A 16,584-nucleotide genomic window follows, 5' to 3' on the forward strand; every position below is an offset into this window, starting at 1 on the left:
GAGCGGTCGGGGCACGTGTGGAGGTCCCGGCCGCTTTTGATGTCGACGATGGATTGCCGCTGGAACTTCCTCCCCTAAATTTCGACGAAAATGGGAGGTAAGGAAATGGAAGTTCAGGCATCCACTGTAACCCCATGCCTGGGAGAGCAGACCACTATAACACCATATGTGATGGCGTCAGGCGTCGGACTTCTACTTGCCGTCGGTCTATTTCTTCTACTCGCTGAATGGAGAGCAAGAAGCTAATCACCGCCCCTCCACAAGCAGATCTCATTCTTCACTCATCCAGACGTCCGGGTCGCGGCTCCCGCCACCGTGCGATCGGTGCGCCTCGTCAGGTGAGCCGATGACAATAACGTCTTGAAATCCGCCAGGAACAGAGGAAGAGGTTCGAAGTTCGTATCCGGAACTTTGATGGAGAAGGTATGCCCAAGTACTATTTTCATGTTCGCAAAGACGGCTTCGTTGAGCAAGATCCTGAAGGAGCAGAATTCGCCACCATCGATCAAGCGCAGGCCGAAGCCGTTCGAGCAGCCCGGGAGATTGTAGCTGAGATGATTGTGGACATCGTCGGCAACCGAATTCGTAGGCGCTGACGGCTGAGGGTTACTACGTGCTCCCGCCTGCAATGCTGGGGAGGAGCGCGATGTTCCAGGACCATTCGCTTTCCGTTCAAAACTACCTTCTTCGCCTGCTTCCGCCGGAAGAACTCGGCATGTTCAGTCTTCAACTGAAGCCGATCGACCTGCCAAAGGACTTCCTGATCGCACCGGCAGGCGGCGCCATCGAGCATGTCTATTTTCCCGATTCAGGGATCGGTTCGGTCGTGGCGGTCTCCCCCGAGGGCAACAAGGTGGAAGCCGGTCTGTTTGGTCGAGACGGCTTTTCTCCCGTCCAGGCCGCCGTCGGCTCGAACGTCAGTCCGCATGAAATCGTCATGCAAGTGGCAGGTGCCGGCCGTCGAATTCCGATTGCCGCCTTTTGTGTAGCGATGGATGAGAGCCCCAGGTTTACCAAGATCCTCTCCCGCTACACTCAGGCCCTGGCAATTCAGGCGACCTTCACTGCCCTGTCCAACGCGACCCACAGCGCGGATGAACGGCTGGCTCGCTGGTTGTTGATGTGCCACGACAGGATCGACGGAGATGAATTGAACCTCACGCACGAATATATCGCCCTCTTGCTTGCGGTTCGGCGGCCAACCGTGACGACATCGCTTCATGTGCTTGAGGGCAACCGCTTCATCTATTCCGAACGTGGTCACATAACGATCAGGAACAGGGCAGCTCTCGAAGAGTTCGCGCGCGACGCCTATGGAAAACCGGAAGACGAGTACAGAAGGCTGCTTGGCGAAGTCCGCAAGGGCCGCCCTTCCAATGTGGTCCCGCTCACCGGATGCTAAACTCATCAGAGGTTTTTTCGCCCGATGGCGAGATACTTTTTTCATATCCGCGAGAACGAAGTCGTGCTTGAGGATCTGGAAGGATCCGAACACCCGGATCTTCGCGCCCGATGTCACCATCCACTGCATCGGGAACATCTGGTGGGGCTAGCGGTCGAGCCGCCGATACGGGTCCGGTCCGTGTTTGTCGCCGGTACCACAGCGGTCGTGACGACAGGCGCATTGTCGACGATAACGCTGACGCTATCGGCCGCAATAATCGCCTGCATGACGTGGCGGCCTGTGAGATCGACATCCCGGTTAAGGGCCGACACTCCTGACGTTCCATTCCCCTGCGATGCCTCGCCCCGGTTTACGCCGGTATTGGCAAGACGCTGCAATCGGCGGCTATTCGCGACATTGCCACCATAGGCGAATGCAAGGCGCGGGTTCTGCGTCGTGTCTGTCGCAAGGGCCTGTTGATCGATGAGCGCGAACATGCGGACAGGGTTCGAACCGCTCGGAACGCCGGGCGGCAAGCCTGATCCGGTCAAGACATCATCCACACCATCGAAGACGACGGACGGACGCCCGTTGAAGGCGGTAGGCAGATACTGCGGCTGCATCGCTCCGGCCGCGGTCAATGCAAAGCCAGTGACCCGGTCGGCCCACGAGGAGACGAAACCACCAGCCCGTGTGATCAGATCCGCATGATCCGCATCCCACCAGCACAGGAGATTGGCTCCAAGCGCGGCAATCGGATCGTAGGGTGCCCCGCCGCCCTTGTTCAGGTTGAGAATGCTCGTGAGGGACAGATCGAGGGACAAGCGCATCAGCGGGTCTCACTTGCGGCAGCCGGAATCGCGCCGGCACTGATCATTGTTGGACGAGATCGCCGGGCCTGCCGTCGCATCCTGCGAAGCCGCTCGGGCGGTAGCCGGATCAGAGAATCGCACGAACTGATAACCGGAGCCATCAGTCGCACTCTTGCTCTGGCAAGCCACTATCACGCATGAACACAAGGCAACGGTCGCGATCCGATAGAGCACGGAAGTTCGCATTGTTCTTCTCCAGGGTTTGGATGCGATCGAGGGCGTTCTTTGCTTCCTCGATCTTCGCGGCTTGGCGCTCGGCGCTCTTGCCGTAAAGATAGGCGGGCGTTGCCATCAGGGCGGCGCCGACGATAGCCCCTGCCCCGAGCTTGAGATAATCCAATAGGCCAAACATCTCAGGCCTCGATTTCCCGGCGGATCGACTTCACGCGGCGCACGATCCATTCCCCGGCGAAGAGGACGCCCGCGATAACAATCGCCGCAACGATCAGGATGAGGATCAGAACGTCCTTGTCGATCCCGGCGAACCATGCGGCAAAGCCGCCACCGAAGAACCCGCCACCGAAGATACCGGAGAGCCAATTCGTCTTCTGCCGGACTTCCTTTTCCACCTTCTCCGGAACGATAGGCTTCTCCACCGGTACCGGTACCTCGACCTTTTCGACCGGCTGCCCCTCCGCATGGCGACGCTTCACCTCAGCCAGGGCAGAGCGAACCTTGAGCGTCGTCACCGCGGCATGCTGGCCGCCGTAATGCCCCTTCCCCGCGGTCGTCGGCAGGCTCGCCCATTCCTTGGCGAGATTGTCGATCAGCGTGTCCTCGCTTAGCCGGCCGGCGAGATACTTATCGATCCCCCGCTGCCCGAGCAGGTAGCAGGCCATCTCGTCCTGGCAGTCCTTGTCGAACTTGCGGGTTGCTGGGTAGCGCGATGGCAGATCCTTCCGGATGTTGCGCGCCGTCGTGCGGACTATCTGGTACCGACCACAAGCCGAAGAGTTCAGCGCGTTCTTCGGATGCTTCAGCATCCTTGTCTGCAGCGCGTCGAGCTCGGCGAGCGTCATCGAGACGAGGTTCACGTCGCCGCCGGTATAGGCTCCATACGCCAGCGTCTCGTTATAGGCGTTCCCTTTGTCCGTGCCCTCGGTGAAGCCGATGAGATCGAGCATGGGGCGGTAGACGTAATATTTATCCATGAAGAGCCCTCCTTTGGGCACGGGAAGGCGCCGCCGCATTGATGCGTCGTGCCGTAAGTATTTTCCGATGTTGATGAAGTGGAACCTTGGATTTCTTCGCCGCGTTTATTTGCGCCGCGGCGCAATAGCTTCTTCACCGGCGCGCGCGGTGAGGTCCGGCGCATCTGCCTTCCTTAATGCGCCGGCCTCTTTTGTCTCACTTCGGTACAGAACTGTGGATGTTTACGAAGCATTAGCTATGGCAGGTAACGGAACTTGAGTGACCTCAAACCAGTGGCACACTTCCAGCACCGCAGTTCCATCTGGTTACCCCACCACCTGCGGACAGAGGTCCGGCACTTTACCCCCAATTCTGTGCCGGACCTCGCTTGTGGAACGCGGCTGCCCGGTAATCAGTTAAAAGATGCTGCGACTCGTGAGTTCCAACACCTCCGCGTCGTGGCCGGAGGCCGGTTGCTTTGCCCATTTGCGCCGGCCTCTCGTCGTTATGTGACTTCGATGGCCTCACTCATTGGAACGGCGTGTTCACCGAACTGTTAGGATGCGCTGCAGCGGGACTCCTGCCCCCGCAGGGCTGCGGCCGGAGGTCGGTTGCGTTACCCTGTCACGCGCCGGCCTCTTGTTCTGATGCAAACACCTGGGAACAGCGCGGCCGTATGGATGTTAGAATATGCTGCGGAGCATGAGCACCCACCCCAGCCCAGCCGCAGCCGGAGGCCGGTGCTCCCATTCACCGTCAGACGCCGGCCTCTTGTTATTCCGGCCAATAACTATTGTCGGCGAAATCCGCCGGTATGGGATCGAGCGCCTTGAGCGCCCAGCTCGCCGCATAGAGCGCCGAGACGTATTCGGAGGATTGCTGCCAGAGCGACATGATCTGAGGCGGCGTCAGCTCATGGTCGACATTGTCGCCGTCCCGGAAGGTCGTGAGGGTTTCGGTGTCCTGCGCCGCAAGCCGGAGCTGCGCCGCAAGCGCCAGATTGGTTAGGTTGCGGGCATCCTCATCCCGGCCGGTGACGCGAATACCGTCGATGACCCTCCCGGCGACGATACGGCGGGTGCGCTCGGCGTTAATAGCATCGCAAAGCGTCTGCCGTGCGGCGTCGGCCTTCTGCTCGGCCGTGATCATCTTGGCGGCGTCAACCGTCCACATCGGCAGGCTCCTCTTCTTCGGGTTCGGGCATGTGTGCCGGCGGTGGATCAAACGGGATCGCCAGCGCCCCGTCAGGCGGGTTGATCAGCGGGAGGGGGAAGGCGACAGCCGCCGACGGGTTGGCACCATGCGGGAGGATCAGTGTCAGCCGCAGCTCGCCGCCGATTCGCTCGACCGGGCCGATGATCCACTCGCACGGCACTTCGCCGGCCGGTATCGTCGCTCCGTCGAGAAGGCCGCCGAAGTCGAAGCCTTCGCCGTTGATAGTGAAGGTGTCGCCGGCCTTGATCACGGCTAGCGTGTCGTCGCGACGCTGGGGAAAGAAGGAAATGCGCATTAATACCACCTTCCGGTTACCACAAGGCGGACAGAGGTTTCCGCACTGAACGCCGTGCCGTTATTGCGAATTCGCCATGCCGTGCCGGTTGCCCCGATAGAACACTTGTAGACATCCTGCAGGTTTGCAGTTCCCGCGAACGTGGCCGAAATACCGCCCCAAGGCCTCGATGTTGCAAACGACACCGGATAGGTGACATCAGCAGTAGCTCCCGCCCCAAGGTTCAGAAGAGCGGTAGCCTCCGCTATCTGGGTTCCATCGGCGAGCCGCATATATTCGCCGCTGGCAGTGCTGCCCCGCTCGATGATCGCGCCCGTCGGCACTCCACCGGACTGAGAGGTGGAACCAAGCAGGCGATCGCTGGTGACATCCCACGCCTGCCACGCTCCGGAGACCTTCCGCCTGACATAGCGTCGAGGCGCAGAGCCGGGATAAAACTCCTGCGTAGCATTGTTCGCATCATACTGGATGTGATTGAGCATCCCGTATTGGCCAGCCGGGTTGCCGGGTACCGCGCCGCCGCCTCGATACCATCCGTCCTCTGTGATCGCGTCGAAATCTGCGGCAGTCATGGCGATTGCCCGCAACCGCGCTGGCAGTTGCCCATCGGGTATCGTGCCGAGCGTCTGGTAGATGGTCGGGCCGTCCGCATCGTCGAGGATGGTTCGCGCGAACGGCGTGAAATCCGTCAGCGCCATCGTCCCGGCGCCAGTGCCATACGGAAGCTTGTTTGCCGCGAGGACGAGACCGGCGAACGCCTCGAAATTCCCCGTTCCGCCAAGCAGCTCGATCAACTGCCGCGCCTGCGCCGTAACCCGCGAATTGTCGCCCTGGAAGCGCAGACGGTAGGCCGCTCCGGAGAGTGCGGCACCACGAATGCCGATGGGATAGAGCGTCAAAGATGTGTTCGAATTGACGCTCTGGACGATGCCATGCCAGCCGGGCGCGAAGAACTCGTCGCCTTCGCGGAAACCAGCCGTCAGCCAGGCCGTGCCGGAGCCGGTCACCGCAGTGCCGCCGGCTGAGACGGTGACTGTGCCAGCCGTGTAATCACTCAGCAGCGCCATTGGCTTCCTCCTGCAGTTCGGCAGTGACGCGACGATCCTCAAGCAGGTCGTCGCGCTCCTTTTTCACGGCATCGAGTTCCGCCGCGAGCGCGTCTCGTGCGGTTTGCATCGCGGTGAGTTCCGCCTGCAGCTGATCGCGCTCGCTGGCTCGGTCGGCGACGGACTGGGCCAGGACAAGGATCCGCCCCTTCAGGAACTCATGCTGCGCAGCTAGCTCGCTATATGCGATCTCGGGATTGATCTTCATGGGAGTGCTCATGGTGTGGGGATGCCAAGGATGTAGTAGCGAATGCCGATGATCGGATCCGGGGGGTAGTCGAATTCCCATTCCGACGTCCATCGCTCGAAGGAGGGGTTACCCTTGAAGGTCCAGAAGGTAGCGGCGTTCCCCGAAAGCACGCAGAAGGTCGAGTTGCCTTGATGGTACCGGGTCGAGTTGTTGTAGTTTTCGGTGATCCGCGTCTGGGGCGGACGGCAGCATTTGCCAAGCGTCGGGTGCTGGTGGACCGTCATGTACTTGACGATTGGGAACAGCCCGGCGCTGTTGAACGGGACGGTGAACGATTGGCCCGGGTTCACGTCACCGGGCGGAACCCGGTTCGGCTGTGAGGCGATGGACTGATAGCCCTGCGCCAGCACCTGCAGGCAGGGCCACCGACTATCCAGGAAGATGTCGGAGAACCTTGGCGGATTGCCAGAACCGGGCCGCAGGAACTGCACGACATCCTGAGTGCCGTCATTGAAATGTCGGAGCACGTCATTCGTGCCTGAGGACGGCGGCACGTCATCGAAAGCGATGACGATAAACCGCATGCGGCACGCCTTCACCAGATTGTTGACGTACAGCTTAGTTCCGGAAAACCAGTATTCCACAACCAAAGACGAGCCGTACTGGCTCATCGGGAAGACGATCTCCTGTTCGTACAGGAAGAGATCGCAGACCGTGTTGATGTTGACCGGAAAACCAAGCTCGTAGACCGTCTGGCCAAGCGGAAGGGCAATGTCGTCGCCCGCGATGACCGAGGCCGGGCGGGACGAGGTGTCGAACGCAAGCTGCGTTGGCGTTGCAAATCGAACATCATAGCCGGGCTTTGCAACGCGGCAGGCAGTGTTCGAGATGTCGAACGTCAGCTGCCCGACTACGGGCGCCCGTTCCTCACCGTCGAGAATATCCTCCTCATCACCAGGAAAGCGCCAGAGCACCACAACCTTGTCGTAATCTGCCGCTGCCAAACCAGCAGTCACCTGCGGGAGATAAAGCCCGTTTCCAGGCCGCCCGAAATACTGGTCGAGCGGCCCGCCAGGAGCGCCACCGACAGACGGCATGTCCTGAAACCAGACGTGCGCACCGCGATCGATCGTCTCGTAATAGCCGGGCTCACGGCCGAAATTGTCCGGCTGGCCCTGCGTTCGGCTGCGGTTCAGCTCGACGAACTTGTTGTCCGCTTTCCGCCTGATCTTTACGTCGAAGACGGGCAGCACGTAAGGCAGCGTCGGGAAGAAGGTGTTCCTGACGAACCAAAGCGTCTGGTTGAACTGATCGTAATAGGCGCTGGTATAGGTGTTCGGACCAGCGCCGGATGGCGTGTAGATGGAAGTCGCCTGGATCGTGAAGTTCTTGATCGAGTCAACCTTGATGTCCTTCGCCCACTTCGAGTTGTAGTAGAAGGCAGACACCTGACTGTCGGGAGTATTGGTCGGGTCGATCGTGCCCTTTGTGATCTTGATCGACTGCACGCCTTCATAGTCGTTGCCCATATGAAGTTCGGTCATGAGCTTATCCGGATCGTTCCAGCGTTCAGGTTGATGACCATCTTCCCGTTCGCGCTCTGAAGAATGCCTGCGGTGACCGTGCCGATGTTCGCCACGTTCATCCTGACGGCAGTGCCGTCGACCACGAAGGGATTGTTGAGATTGCCGCCGGCCACGACGATGAACTGGCCGGCTTCGACGACGAACCGCGTCGGCAGCGCCGCATTGTTCGGAACGTCGAGATACCAGGCGGCCGACCGCCAGCTACCCGTTCCGCCCTGGCGAGCCTCCGCCCCGATGCGCGAGTAGCCACTTGGTCCCGACATGGCCTGCATGCGGAAGTTCGCGGTGTTCACGTCACCGCTGGTCGAGGCGGCCGAGATCGACGTGAGCGCGCTCGCCACGGCCGAGACTTCGCCGTCGATCGTGCTGACCTCCGCCTGCAGTGCAGAAACGGCATTCGCGACGGACGGTAGACCGGTCGACGGATCAAAGACCTGCGCCTCTAACTGGTCGACGGAAAGTGCCAAAGCCGCATCTGCGCTGGAGAGCGCCGCCAACTGGCTGGTGACCGTCGCTTGGTAGCTTCCGAAGGACGTGTTCAGCGTCTCGATGCGGGTCGAGAGCGCCAGGTCGGCGGATACAAGCACATCCACCTGCCGCATGTATTCGGCGGTGATGTTATCCCGTGTCGCCGTCAGAGCCTCGCGGATCTGCTTGCGCTCCCACGAATTTCCCAGATCCTGGTCGGCGACGAGGAGAGCGATCTCCTCAAGGCGATCGAGGACTTCTCGCCGGCCGGCGCCGAGCCAATCCTGATAGTCCTTGAGGTCGTCGCCGAGCGTTTCGAAGCCGATCACGCCATTGTAAGGTGACGTAAAATTCCCTGTCGGATCGTCGGTCGATACCCAAGGCGTATAGGTCTTTAGGCGATCGGGCACGGTGGTAATCGTAGCGCGCGCCACATAGACCTTGCCGGAAACGACATTCTTCGTGGTGACATGACGACCGCTCTCCGGGTCAGCGGACTGGTCCTCAAAAAGCTCTGTCGTGCCCTCGATCTGATAGAAGAAGCGAACGGCCGTTATCGTGGGATCGTCAGGCGGCGTCCACGTGAATTCCAGCACAGGAACTTGGTAGCCGGCGGCGCCAGTGATCAGTCCAGCCTCGACGTTGAAGTTTTGAACGGTCGAAAGCAGAGACGGATTGATCGGCGGCGTCGGCGGGATGATTACCGGGCCGGGCTCGATATCCTCGTCATCGTAAATGTCGGCGCCGGTTTCCGTCAGCTTCAGGGTGATACGGAACTGCTCGTCCAACACCCATTCAGAGATCATCCACTCCCGACCGCGCCAGACGACCCATTCGCCCTCCTGCACCTTCAGGCCGACCCGACGGCTGACGGGCAGCGTTACCGTCCCGCCTTTCCGGTTCTGGCGATACCGGATGTTGAGCAGGTACTGCGCTATGTCGGGGTCTGTGACCTGCAGAAAGTCGTTGGGCGCCTGACGATTGCGGCCATCGGCCGCAACGTCCGCATTCACATAGACCGGCTTCAGACTTTCCGGGCTCCACAATGCCTCGATGGACAGGAACTGGCCGGAAAGGTGGTTGAACCGCTCAAAGGCCGACTTGCGGTACTGAATCTCCTTGGCGCGATCGATCGGGATATCGTCTGCCGTGATTTCCAGCACGGGGATTTGCGGCGCGCCCGGGATGACACCCGAAAGGCCTCGACGGTTCAGGCCATAGCCGGCCATTGCGTCGTCGAACTCTTTCAGGATTTCGGTGTGATCGTCTTCGCCGGTCGCCCAGAGCGAACACTGATAGGTCTTCTTGCCATCCGTCCGGAGCGTGTCGCAGACGTTCATGGCGACGAAATACGTGCCGAGATCGAGCTGACCGAGGCTCTTTCCTTCGCCGATCAGCGTGCGGCCCGAGACCATCGCCCGGAGGCCGATCTGGTAATTCAGCCGGTGAACAGCCGGGTTCTGTGTGTGGACCCAGGTCGAAGGATCGTTGACGCGCTGCGGACCGGAGCCGCCGGCCACGGTCGAATCCTTGCGAGGATCATATTCGCGCAAGCCGCGAAGCACGAACTCGATATCCGGCTTACCCTTCGAAAAATAGTCGGCGTCATACTTTCGCTCGACGATGACGTAGCAAAGCCCGGCATTGACGCTCGTGGACTTCCACGTCTGGCCCAGGCCAGCGGTATCGGCAACCAGCTTCTCATCCACGCCCTGACCAGGACGACCGTCATAGAACCGGAGCTCCAAAAGCGTATCGGAGCCGTTCTCAAAGCCAGTCACCCAATATCGAGCAGCCTCATTGCCGATCACCGCCTTGGAGATCAGATCGTGCTTTTCACCGAAGAAATAGACGTAAGGCTCAAGCCCGTCGCACCAGCCGTTCGCCAGTATAAAGACCTCGGCATTATATCGGTTTCCCTTGCCCCATTTCGCATAGAACTGCCGCTGCCCTTTCGCCTTGCCGATCCCGAAGAGCGTGCCGACCGGGACGTCACCCCCATATTGGGTTTCGCCCTGCACGGCGCTGTATTTCCGCTTCTTCGGCCGCTTGAGATAGCTGATACCAAGCTGCGCCCCGAACGCGAGCGCGCCGCCGATGACCGATGCGGCAAGAGCCGACCCAGCAAACAGCGCACCGGCAATCGCCGTGCCGATCGCAGTGAAAATAGCCATTCAGGTTATCCGAGGTGAAAGGCTGCGACGACGTCGGAGAGGCCGTGATCTTCCCTGCCCTTCTCCGTCTTCGTCACAAAGCGCGTCGCGAGGCAGACGCCGACGTGTTCGGCGCCATCCGCCAGACGAAGGATGACGAGATCGCCGAAGCGGGCTCCAGCCGCGCTCACGGATGGCCGGCCAAGTTCAGCGGTCCAGAAGTCGATGAGGCTCCTGAAGCCGCGTTTGCGCAAGGCACGCTGCGCACCGGCAAGGGTCTTGTACGCTCCGGCATACTTCCCGGCGATCTGCGTTCCTTCGAGTGCGTCGACCAGAGCACAGCCCATCATGAAGCAGTCGGACTTTTCGGGAGTGCCATAGGCATACGGCTTCGCAAGCTCCGCGTTTAGCGTAGCTTCGACAGTACGAAATCTGTTCATGGCTTTACCGGCTGACCTGTCCCCATTCTTCGGGAATGGTGGCGTTGGTGGCGACGTATTCGAGACCGGTGTCGGTCGCGAGGTTGTCGAACTGCTGCTCTGCGATTGAGCGCTTGACGCCCGTCGAGCCGCGCGCGGAGCGTCCCGGCGGCTGAAGGTCGATCGACAGCGTCAGGGAACGCTCGGACCCGGAAACAGCACCTTCGTTGAACCGCACCTGGTCGATCTCATAGATGGAAGAGGCAAGGACACCGACCACCTGATCCGTGTCCGGGTCACCGGCCAAGTGGGCGATGATCACGGGCGCATTCTGGTAATTGTAGCTCTCGATCTGGGCGACTGCGTCATCGGGACTGGCGACCGGGATATTCGAGAAGACAATCGTCCGGGTGCTGACCGCCACACCAACCGCGCTCGACATGCTGCCCATCTGCAGGAAGCGGTTCGGCAGGTAGGTCAGACCATTGTACGTGTAAGGCCGGCCGCCGCGGTGATAGCCGACGGTCTTGCCGGGAAGATCGAAGCGGATGAGGTCGAGGCGCCGCAGCCGGCCAGCATTGACAAGTGCCTCTACATCAGGATCAAGCACGCTCATGAGAAGAACACCTCAGTCGCAGTGAACGACGGTGACCGGCTCGCCCATGACTTCGTCCCATCATAGCTGCCCCGGTCGATCTGCATAGTGCAGGAGGGCTTTTCGAAGTGCACCGTATTCGCCGTGCTGAAAACACCGGTGTCGAGCCCATACTTGATCGAGAGCGTCACCACACCGGACGCATTCGCCGTCGCGGCCGTCATGATCCGGTGAAGGGACCGCACCAAGGCGCTCTTGCGGATTTCGACATAGTCGCCGGGCGAAAGCTTGAACGCAGCCGGCAGGCCCGAGACGACAATCGTGCGGCTGTTCGTGATCGACTGAAGGACCGCCTGCCCGTTGAACGCTCCCCCTTGGGCTCGCGTCCCGGAGAGAGGTTGACCGTTGTCATGGGCGACCGGCCGTGGACGGAAGGCGTCATAGGCAAGGAATGTCTCGCCATCGTCGCCCGCCTGCATCATGAAAGCGTCCATCACGCCATACTCGGGGCGCAGAAGAGGCTTCGCAACATAGCGGGCCACCCAATAGGGCGTGCCGAAGGTCTGCGCCTCTGTGCGCCTTCCCTCCATCTGGTTGGTATCGCGGGGCTGGACCGGGTCGAAACTGCACTCGACCCAGCCAATGGCGGGCAGCAGGATCGGGTCAGCCATGCTGTGCCTCACCGTTCTGGTAGAGGTTCTCCCTTGCCTTGTTGCTCTCCTGCACGACCGTGACCGCCACGTCCTGACTTTCCGAACGGATCGTGGGCCGGAACATCGGACCTTCTTCCCCGATCACGCGAAGGACGATCTCCCGTGGCTGAGAGCTCATTTGCGAGCCGTTGGTGGCGGAGGCATTCTGGTTTGCGGCCGGGAAGATGCGATGGTTCGGGATCACCTCCTCGCCGCCCTTGAAGCGGACGAGTTCCGGACCCTTCTCCCCCACCCACGCAAGGCCCGGACGCGCGGCCGGCGTGCCGGCGGCGTAAAGCCCTACGCCAGGACGAGAAGGAAAGGCGCTGGTGCCACCCCCGAAAAGCGAGCCGAAGAGGTTGCCCAGGAACCCACCTCCACCGCTGCTGGCGTTGCTCACCTTGAACACGGCGTCGAGAACGTCGTTCAGCAGCTTGTCCGTGATCCGGTCAAGCACTCCGAGCGCCGCGTTCCCGAACGACTTCCAGACGCTTTCGCCGTTCTCAAGCTCGGAACGGAAATCGTCGATGAACCCCCGCGTGGTGTCCTTTGCGAACTCCATCTGCTCTTTGATAGCTTTCGTGCCGACCTCGAGAGAGGCCATGCGCTCGGCAAGACCAGACAATTCGGCCCGCTGGCCGGCGCTGAGCGTAATGCCGCGCTGCTGTGCCTGGTTGAGAAGGTCGGTCTCGTACCGAAGCTTAAGCGCGGCCTGCTCAGTCAGGCCAAGGGCGTCACGCTCGGCCTGAAGGGATGCGATGCGACGGTTCGCTCCATCGACGATGTCGTCGTAGCGCTCGGCCTCTGTCTTGCCGCGCTTCTTTTTGCCCTTCTCGTCAACCGTCTCGATCCACTTGGCGAGTTCCTTCAACTTCTCTGATGCCGCAGAAGCGCCCCGACTGATGCCTTCGCCAAGCTCACCGATGTAATCGCGGTTCAGGGCGTCTTGGACAGCCTTGTTGCGGGCGTCGATCGCTCCCCCCAGATCACCGAAGCCGCCATCCCAGGGCTTAATCGTGTCACCGATATCCCCGATGGGCGTGATCGAAACTCCAGGGATTTTGTTCATTATCCCGATGAGTTCATCGACACCGGCGGCGGCCTGCTGGATCATCTGGTTTACGCCTCGGATGACTGCATTCACTGCGCCTTCAATGGCTTTGCCGATGATGTTTCCAAAGTTGTTCCAGACGAACTTGATGTCCTCGTAGGCAGCCACGAACGACCCGATGATGAGGTTTGCTCCTCGCTTGGCATCCGCAACGACGTCGCGGCCGAAGATGCTTGCCAAGTCGTCGCGGAATATCACTGCAGCGGCGACAGCGGCTGTGAGGCCGGCGATGAAAGCCACAGCGGGATTTGCCAAAGCGAATGCGACCGCTACCGCGCCAAGCTGTGCGACCAGCCTTCCGAGCCACGCGATGAGGGACACGACGCCCGAGATAATCGCCGGCGAATAGAGCAAGGCGACCGCGGCGGCGGCGGCGACCGCATACGGCGCGATGTCGTCGAGGATTTCGGCCAACGCCCTGAGCGTCGATCCTGCGAGCTTGCCCCAATTGACCATTTGGATCAGGGCTGCACCTAGCGTGATCACCGCGATCGTGACGAGGGAAACCGGAGATAGGACCATCGCAAACGCCTGCGCGAGCCCCTGGATCGGTTTGTCCATGGAGGCCAGGACCATTGCAGCCTGCGTACCCTGCTGGAAACCGATTGTGAGGGCGGCCATACCTGCCTGCGCGCTGATAATCGAGTCCTGAACCTGTGCAGCGAGGTTGACGATGTTACCGCGATGGCCAGCAATATTGCTGTTCGCAGCGCGGTTCATCATTTCGATCTGGCGGGATGCTGACTGAGCGGCGGCCCCTTCGCGAGCATAGGCTTGAGCAGCAATAGAAGCAGCCCCAGTCGCGCCGCGGTTGGCGGCAGCTAATCCTTCGGTCGACGCTTCCGCCCTTGCCGCTGCTCCAGAGAGCCTGTTCAGCTCTCCTGTTGCGCGATCTGCGCCGTCAGTGTGCACTTGAATGCCAAGCTGGGCCACGTCTGCCATAGGTTGTCCTTTTCAGGAAACGAGCGCTATCGTCGCCTCCCCACGAAGGAGGATTCGATGAGAGCGCTAATGATTTTGTTGATCACCGCGGGTGCCGCGTCGGCTGACACCAAAGATGCCGCGTACCAAGCGGTTGCGGTTAAGATTGCCACGGCACACACGTGTCGGGATGTGACCGGAGATCCGAAGCCATATGATGCCGCGGTGTTGGAGGCTCCAACCCGGCTGAAGGCTGCTGGCTACAGTGACGCTGAAGCGCAGGAGAAGTTGCAGATCATCGTTTCCGCGCTGAAACCGGCAGATACGAAAGCAATAACTCCTCAGCTTTGCCGCGATATGCTGAAGGCGATGCAGTGAAAAGGCCCGCCGAAGCGGGCCAATCCTTACACCGTGAAGAAAGTCGTGATCGGGTTTGGGTTACGTGCTGCCTGAATTCCAACGAACTGAACGTCATCAATGTGGTTCAGCAACTCCGATATCTGCCGGGAGAGGCGAGCGATGATATCCTTCGGGGTCTCCGCAGGCGTCTGCGGCAATGGCCGTTCGGGTGCCACAGGGGCAGTGTGAGCGGTTGCGGCTACAGCGAGACCCCCTTTGAGGACGGTTCTGCGATCCATCAGACGACCTCCCTTAATGCAGCGGCTGTTCGAGCAGTTCCGCGATGCGGACCAGCCCTTTTGCCGTTACGAGGACGCGGGTGGAAACCCGTTCGCGGCCCAGATCGTCCATATAGAGATGATCGTCGTGTTCCAGATGGCCCGCCTTTCGGATTGCATCGTAAGCCAGCCAGTTCTTGTTGCCGGCACGTTTGAATATCCATTTGCGGGATGAAAGGAACTGGAACAGGTAATCTCGTCCGACGCCGAGCGTCTTGGCGGCATCACTGATGCACATCGAACCCGTTGCGCCTTCCAGACGATCAAGCTTCTTGAGACGGGTGCCTTGCTCGGCGATCACCTCATTCTTCTTGGCAACTTCACCCTGCAAGTGCGTCAGCACACCGAGCAGCATCCGCGGGTCGGAGAAGTCAATGCCTGGTGACTTCGATACGCCCTGCTCCAATTCCATCCAGCGATCGATGATGCGGGCTCGAAGTTCGATGGAATAGCCAGAAACCACGATCAGCGTTTCCCGCTTCGGGAGATTGAAGCACTTCTGCTCCTTGCCCTGGGCATCGAAATAGGTGCCCTCAAAATTGAGGAGACCCCCAAGATCGTTAAGAGTGGTCCGGATATCGCGCATCACGTTGTCATGACGTTTACCGCACAGTTCCGCGATTTCACGGCTCGACATGGTGAGCGGTTTACCGCCGACGGCGGAAATGATATTCATTTCGACATTCATCTGGGGCTCTCCGTTAGCCTTGGTTGATAGACGCGCCGCCTGCCAGGGCGGCGTTGTTGCTTGAAGCAGCGGCGGGGGTCGGGTCGCCAAACTTTCCCCCCGTCGCTGCCGCTAGATGCGCCGAAAGCGCAATCACGATCTCCGAATTCATCGATCGACCATGTTTGTCTGCAACTTCTCTGATCTGCTCCCGCATCCCCGCTGGGAAACGAAGTGCAAACTGCTCGGAAGCGCGGGTTGCTAATGCCATCTCGACTCCTTTCTTTGCAACTACGGTAGTTGAAACTACAGCAATTGCATTGACGGTCAAGCCATAAAACTACAGTAATTGCACCAAAGGAGAAATTTCATGGTGCAGCCGCGTGCAGGACAAGGTTCCGTTCAAATTGCGCTCAGACTCCCAGAAGAGTTGCGAGACAGGATAAGACGTCATGCCGAGGAAAACGGGCGGTCGATGAACTCCCAAATCGTCCACATGCTCGAATACGCATTCGATGACATGGACGTCAGCGCTCACAATTTCGAAAACCCTGACAGGGCCGCGGCGACGAGGGAATTCCTTCGCGACGAGATCAGGAAGGCGAGATCGATCCTTACTAGTATCCTGGCGGACTATGAGGACCCGAACAGCGAGATTTCCAGGCTCCGCGCGGAAGACACAGAGAGGAACGCCGAGTTTCATCCAGGGGACGAACACACTCCCCGCATCTCCCGCAAGAACAAGCCCTGATGCCAGAGGCTTTCTTCACCTTCTCTGCCACCCGTCCGAGAAACGACCTGATCCCTCACCTGGCGGACCATAAGCTCCAATATCCCGGCAACGCTGTCGTCGGCTTCCGCGACGGATACGCCAAGGTGACCGTCGAGCAACTGGATGTTCCTAAACTTGTCGCTGCGAAGATCGCCTGGTAACCTCCCTTCTCCCGATCCTGTGCACGATTAGGAAGCGGACTAACGCGTTTGGCAAGCCCACATGGGTAAGCTGGCCACCAGACAGAATTTGACATGCATTCAGGGCCAAGTGCTTGGTGATCCTCAGCCCGTAACTGATTTGTAGTCAGTTGCCCACCTGCTAAGTAAT

20 protein-coding genes are annotated in these 16,584 nt (G+C 60.1%); 5 read left to right on the plus strand and 15 right to left on the minus strand.

Annotated features, from left to right (window positions below; genetic code table 11):
- Positions 1-425: 425 nt before the first annotated feature.
- Positions 426-596 carry a hypothetical protein gene (locus tag QTA58_RS22505; protein WP_289670914.1) on the plus strand — a complete coding sequence of 57 codons (171 nt, stop codon included), beginning with the start codon at positions 426-428 and terminating at the stop codon, positions 594-596.
- A gap of 119 nt (positions 597-715) precedes the next feature.
- Positions 716-1,402 carry a Crp/Fnr family transcriptional regulator gene (locus QTA58_RS22510; protein WP_234811282.1) on the plus strand — a complete coding sequence of 229 codons (687 nt, stop codon included), beginning with the start codon at positions 716-718 and terminating at the stop codon, positions 1,400-1,402.
- Between the two features lie 113 nt (positions 1,403-1,515).
- Here QTA58_RS22510 and QTA58_RS22515 read toward each other — a convergent pair whose 3' ends face one another.
- The 13 genes from QTA58_RS22515 to QTA58_RS22575 all read right to left on the minus strand — a co-directional run bounded on the left by QTA58_RS22515 (position 1,516) and on the right by QTA58_RS22575 (position 14,159).
- Positions 1,516-2,214 carry a hypothetical protein gene (locus QTA58_RS22515; protein ID WP_289670915.1) on the minus strand — a complete coding sequence of 233 codons (699 nt, stop codon included), beginning with the start codon at positions 2,212-2,214 and terminating at the stop codon, positions 1,516-1,518.
- 142 nt (positions 2,215-2,356) lie between these two features.
- On the minus strand, positions 2,357-2,608 hold the full coding sequence (locus tag QTA58_RS22520) for a hypothetical protein (protein WP_289670916.1): 252 nt from the start codon (positions 2,606-2,608) through the stop codon (positions 2,357-2,359).
- Position 2,609: 1 nt separating this feature from the next.
- On the minus strand, positions 2,610-3,407 hold the full coding sequence (locus tag QTA58_RS22525; RefSeq protein WP_289670917.1) for a hypothetical protein: 798 nt from the start codon (positions 3,405-3,407) through the stop codon (positions 2,610-2,612).
- Between the two features lie 754 nt (positions 3,408-4,161).
- Positions 4,162-4,560, minus strand: coding sequence for a DUF4376 domain-containing protein (locus QTA58_RS22530; protein ID WP_289670918.1), 399 nt, complete (start codon positions 4,558-4,560; stop codon positions 4,162-4,164).
- Positions 4,547-4,897 carry a hypothetical protein gene (locus tag QTA58_RS22535; RefSeq protein ID WP_289670919.1) on the minus strand — a complete coding sequence of 117 codons (351 nt, stop codon included), beginning with the start codon at positions 4,895-4,897 and terminating at the stop codon, positions 4,547-4,549. Before QTA58_RS22535 ends, QTA58_RS22530 begins: the two co-directional genes overlap by 14 nt.
- Positions 4,897-5,964, minus strand: a complete 1,068-nt coding sequence (locus QTA58_RS22540) for a pyocin knob domain-containing protein (protein ID WP_289670920.1) — start codon at positions 5,962-5,964, stop codon at positions 4,897-4,899. Before QTA58_RS22540 ends, QTA58_RS22535 begins: the two co-directional genes overlap by 1 nt.
- On the minus strand, positions 5,948-6,211 hold the full coding sequence (locus QTA58_RS22545; protein ID WP_289670921.1) for a hypothetical protein: 264 nt from the start codon (positions 6,209-6,211) through the stop codon (positions 5,948-5,950). Before QTA58_RS22545 ends, QTA58_RS22540 begins: the two co-directional genes overlap by 17 nt.
- A gap of 8 nt (positions 6,212-6,219) precedes the next feature.
- Positions 6,220-7,737: a hypothetical protein gene (locus QTA58_RS22550; RefSeq protein WP_289670922.1), complete on the minus strand. Its 1,518-nt coding sequence runs from the start codon at positions 7,735-7,737 to the stop codon at positions 6,220-6,222.
- Entirely contained in the window at positions 7,734-10,421 is a 2,688-nt protein-coding gene (locus tag QTA58_RS22555) for a phage tail protein (RefSeq protein WP_289670923.1), read from the minus strand. The genes QTA58_RS22550 and QTA58_RS22555 overlap by 4 nt, the downstream gene beginning before the upstream one ends.
- A 5-nt stretch (positions 10,422-10,426) precedes the next feature.
- Positions 10,427-10,840, minus strand: coding sequence for an NlpC/P60 family protein (locus tag QTA58_RS22560; RefSeq protein WP_289670924.1), 414 nt, complete (start codon positions 10,838-10,840; stop codon positions 10,427-10,429).
- Positions 10,841-10,844: 4 nt separating this feature from the next.
- Complete coding sequence (locus QTA58_RS22565; RefSeq protein ID WP_289670925.1) at positions 10,845-11,435, minus strand: DUF2163 domain-containing protein; 591 nt, start codon at positions 11,433-11,435, stop codon at positions 10,845-10,847.
- Positions 11,432-12,085, minus strand: coding sequence for a hypothetical protein (locus tag QTA58_RS22570; RefSeq protein ID WP_289670926.1), 654 nt, complete (start codon positions 12,083-12,085; stop codon positions 11,432-11,434). The genes QTA58_RS22565 and QTA58_RS22570 overlap by 4 nt, the downstream gene beginning before the upstream one ends.
- On the minus strand, positions 12,078-14,159 hold the full coding sequence (locus QTA58_RS22575) for a phage tail tape-measure protein (protein ID WP_289670927.1): 2,082 nt from the start codon (positions 14,157-14,159) through the stop codon (positions 12,078-12,080). The genes QTA58_RS22570 and QTA58_RS22575 overlap by 8 nt, the downstream gene beginning before the upstream one ends.
- Positions 14,160-14,216: 57 nt before the next feature.
- On the opposite strand from QTA58_RS22575, the gene QTA58_RS22580 reads away from it, so the two are divergent.
- On the plus strand, positions 14,217-14,516 hold the full coding sequence (locus QTA58_RS22580) for a hypothetical protein (RefSeq protein ID WP_289670928.1): 300 nt from the start codon (positions 14,217-14,219) through the stop codon (positions 14,514-14,516).
- A gap of 273 nt (positions 14,517-14,789) precedes the next feature.
- Here QTA58_RS22580 and QTA58_RS22585 read toward each other — a convergent pair whose 3' ends face one another.
- Together QTA58_RS22585 and QTA58_RS22590 are read right to left on the minus strand one after the other, a co-directional pair.
- Positions 14,790-15,503: a phage regulatory protein/antirepressor Ant gene (locus tag QTA58_RS22585; protein ID WP_289670929.1), complete on the minus strand. Its 714-nt coding sequence runs from the start codon at positions 15,501-15,503 to the stop codon at positions 14,790-14,792.
- Between the two features lie 13 nt (positions 15,504-15,516).
- On the minus strand, positions 15,517-15,753 hold the full coding sequence (locus QTA58_RS22590; protein WP_289670930.1) for an Arc family DNA-binding protein: 237 nt from the start codon (positions 15,751-15,753) through the stop codon (positions 15,517-15,519).
- Positions 15,754-15,852: 99 nt separating this feature from the next.
- Between QTA58_RS22590 and QTA58_RS22595 the strand changes: the two genes are divergently transcribed.
- Both QTA58_RS22595 and QTA58_RS22600 read left to right on the plus strand, forming a co-directional pair.
- Positions 15,853-16,233, plus strand: a complete 381-nt coding sequence (locus tag QTA58_RS22595) for an Arc family DNA-binding protein (RefSeq protein WP_289670931.1) — start codon at positions 15,853-15,855, stop codon at positions 16,231-16,233.
- Positions 16,233-16,415 carry a hypothetical protein gene (locus tag QTA58_RS22600; protein WP_289670932.1) on the plus strand — a complete coding sequence of 61 codons (183 nt, stop codon included), beginning with the start codon at positions 16,233-16,235 and terminating at the stop codon, positions 16,413-16,415. Before QTA58_RS22595 ends, QTA58_RS22600 begins: the two co-directional genes overlap by 1 nt.
- The last annotated feature ends 169 nt before the right edge of the window (positions 16,416-16,584 follow it).

Source organism: Neorhizobium sp. CSC1952 (assembly GCF_030378245.1).
GTDB classification, from domain to species: domain Bacteria; phylum Pseudomonadota; class Alphaproteobacteria; order Rhizobiales; family Rhizobiaceae; genus Neorhizobium; species Neorhizobium oryzae_A.

Bases quoted from the DNA above. Each gene is read 5' to 3' on its own strand.
- QTA58_RS22505 (WP_289670914.1), top strand. From the start codon at position 426: ATGCCCAAGTACTATTTTCATGTTCGCAAAGACGGCTTCGTTGAGCAA.
- QTA58_RS22510 (WP_234811282.1), top strand. From the start codon at position 716: ATGTTCAGTCTTCAACTGAAGCCGATCGACCTGCCAAAGGACTTCCTG.
- QTA58_RS22515 (WP_289670915.1), bottom strand. From the start codon at position 2,214: ATGCGCTTGTCCCTCGATCTGTCCCTCACGAGCATTCTCAACCTGAAC.
- QTA58_RS22520 (WP_289670916.1), bottom strand. From the start codon at position 2,608: ATGTTTGGCCTATTGGATTATCTCAAGCTCGGGGCAGGGGCTATCGTC.
- QTA58_RS22525 (WP_289670917.1), bottom strand. From the start codon at position 3,407: ATGGATAAATATTACGTCTACCGCCCCATGCTCGATCTCATCGGCTTC.
- QTA58_RS22530 (WP_289670918.1), bottom strand. From the start codon at position 4,560: ATGTGGACGGTTGACGCCGCCAAGATGATCACGGCCGAGCAGAAGGCC.
- QTA58_RS22535 (WP_289670919.1), bottom strand. From the start codon at position 4,897: ATGCGCATTTCCTTCTTTCCCCAGCGTCGCGACGACACGCTAGCCGTG.
- QTA58_RS22540 (WP_289670920.1), bottom strand. From the start codon at position 5,964: ATGGCGCTGCTGAGTGATTACACGGCTGGCACAGTCACCGTCTCAGCC.
- QTA58_RS22545 (WP_289670921.1), bottom strand. From the start codon at position 6,211: ATGAAGATCAATCCCGAGATCGCATATAGCGAGCTAGCTGCGCAGCAT.
- QTA58_RS22550 (WP_289670922.1), bottom strand. From the start codon at position 7,737: ATGACCGAACTTCATATGGGCAACGACTATGAAGGCGTGCAGTCGATC.
- QTA58_RS22555 (WP_289670923.1), bottom strand. From the start codon at position 10,421: ATGGCTATTTTCACTGCGATCGGCACGGCGATTGCCGGTGCGCTGTTT.
- QTA58_RS22560 (WP_289670924.1), bottom strand. From the start codon at position 10,840: ATGAACAGATTTCGTACTGTCGAAGCTACGCTAAACGCGGAGCTTGCG.
- QTA58_RS22565 (WP_289670925.1), bottom strand. From the start codon at position 11,435: ATGAGCGTGCTTGATCCTGATGTAGAGGCACTTGTCAATGCTGGCCGG.
- QTA58_RS22570 (WP_289670926.1), bottom strand. From the start codon at position 12,085: ATGGCTGACCCGATCCTGCTGCCCGCCATTGGCTGGGTCGAGTGCAGT.
- QTA58_RS22575 (WP_289670927.1), bottom strand. From the start codon at position 14,159: ATGGCAGACGTGGCCCAGCTTGGCATTCAAGTGCACACTGACGGCGCA.
- QTA58_RS22580 (WP_289670928.1), top strand. From the start codon at position 14,217: ATGAGAGCGCTAATGATTTTGTTGATCACCGCGGGTGCCGCGTCGGCT.
- QTA58_RS22585 (WP_289670929.1), bottom strand. From the start codon at position 15,503: ATGAATGTCGAAATGAATATCATTTCCGCCGTCGGCGGTAAACCGCTC.
- QTA58_RS22590 (WP_289670930.1), bottom strand. From the start codon at position 15,753: ATGGCATTAGCAACCCGCGCTTCCGAGCAGTTTGCACTTCGTTTCCCA.
- QTA58_RS22595 (WP_289670931.1), top strand. From the start codon at position 15,853: ATGGTGCAGCCGCGTGCAGGACAAGGTTCCGTTCAAATTGCGCTCAGA.
- QTA58_RS22600 (WP_289670932.1), top strand. From the start codon at position 16,233: ATGCCAGAGGCTTTCTTCACCTTCTCTGCCACCCGTCCGAGAAACGAC.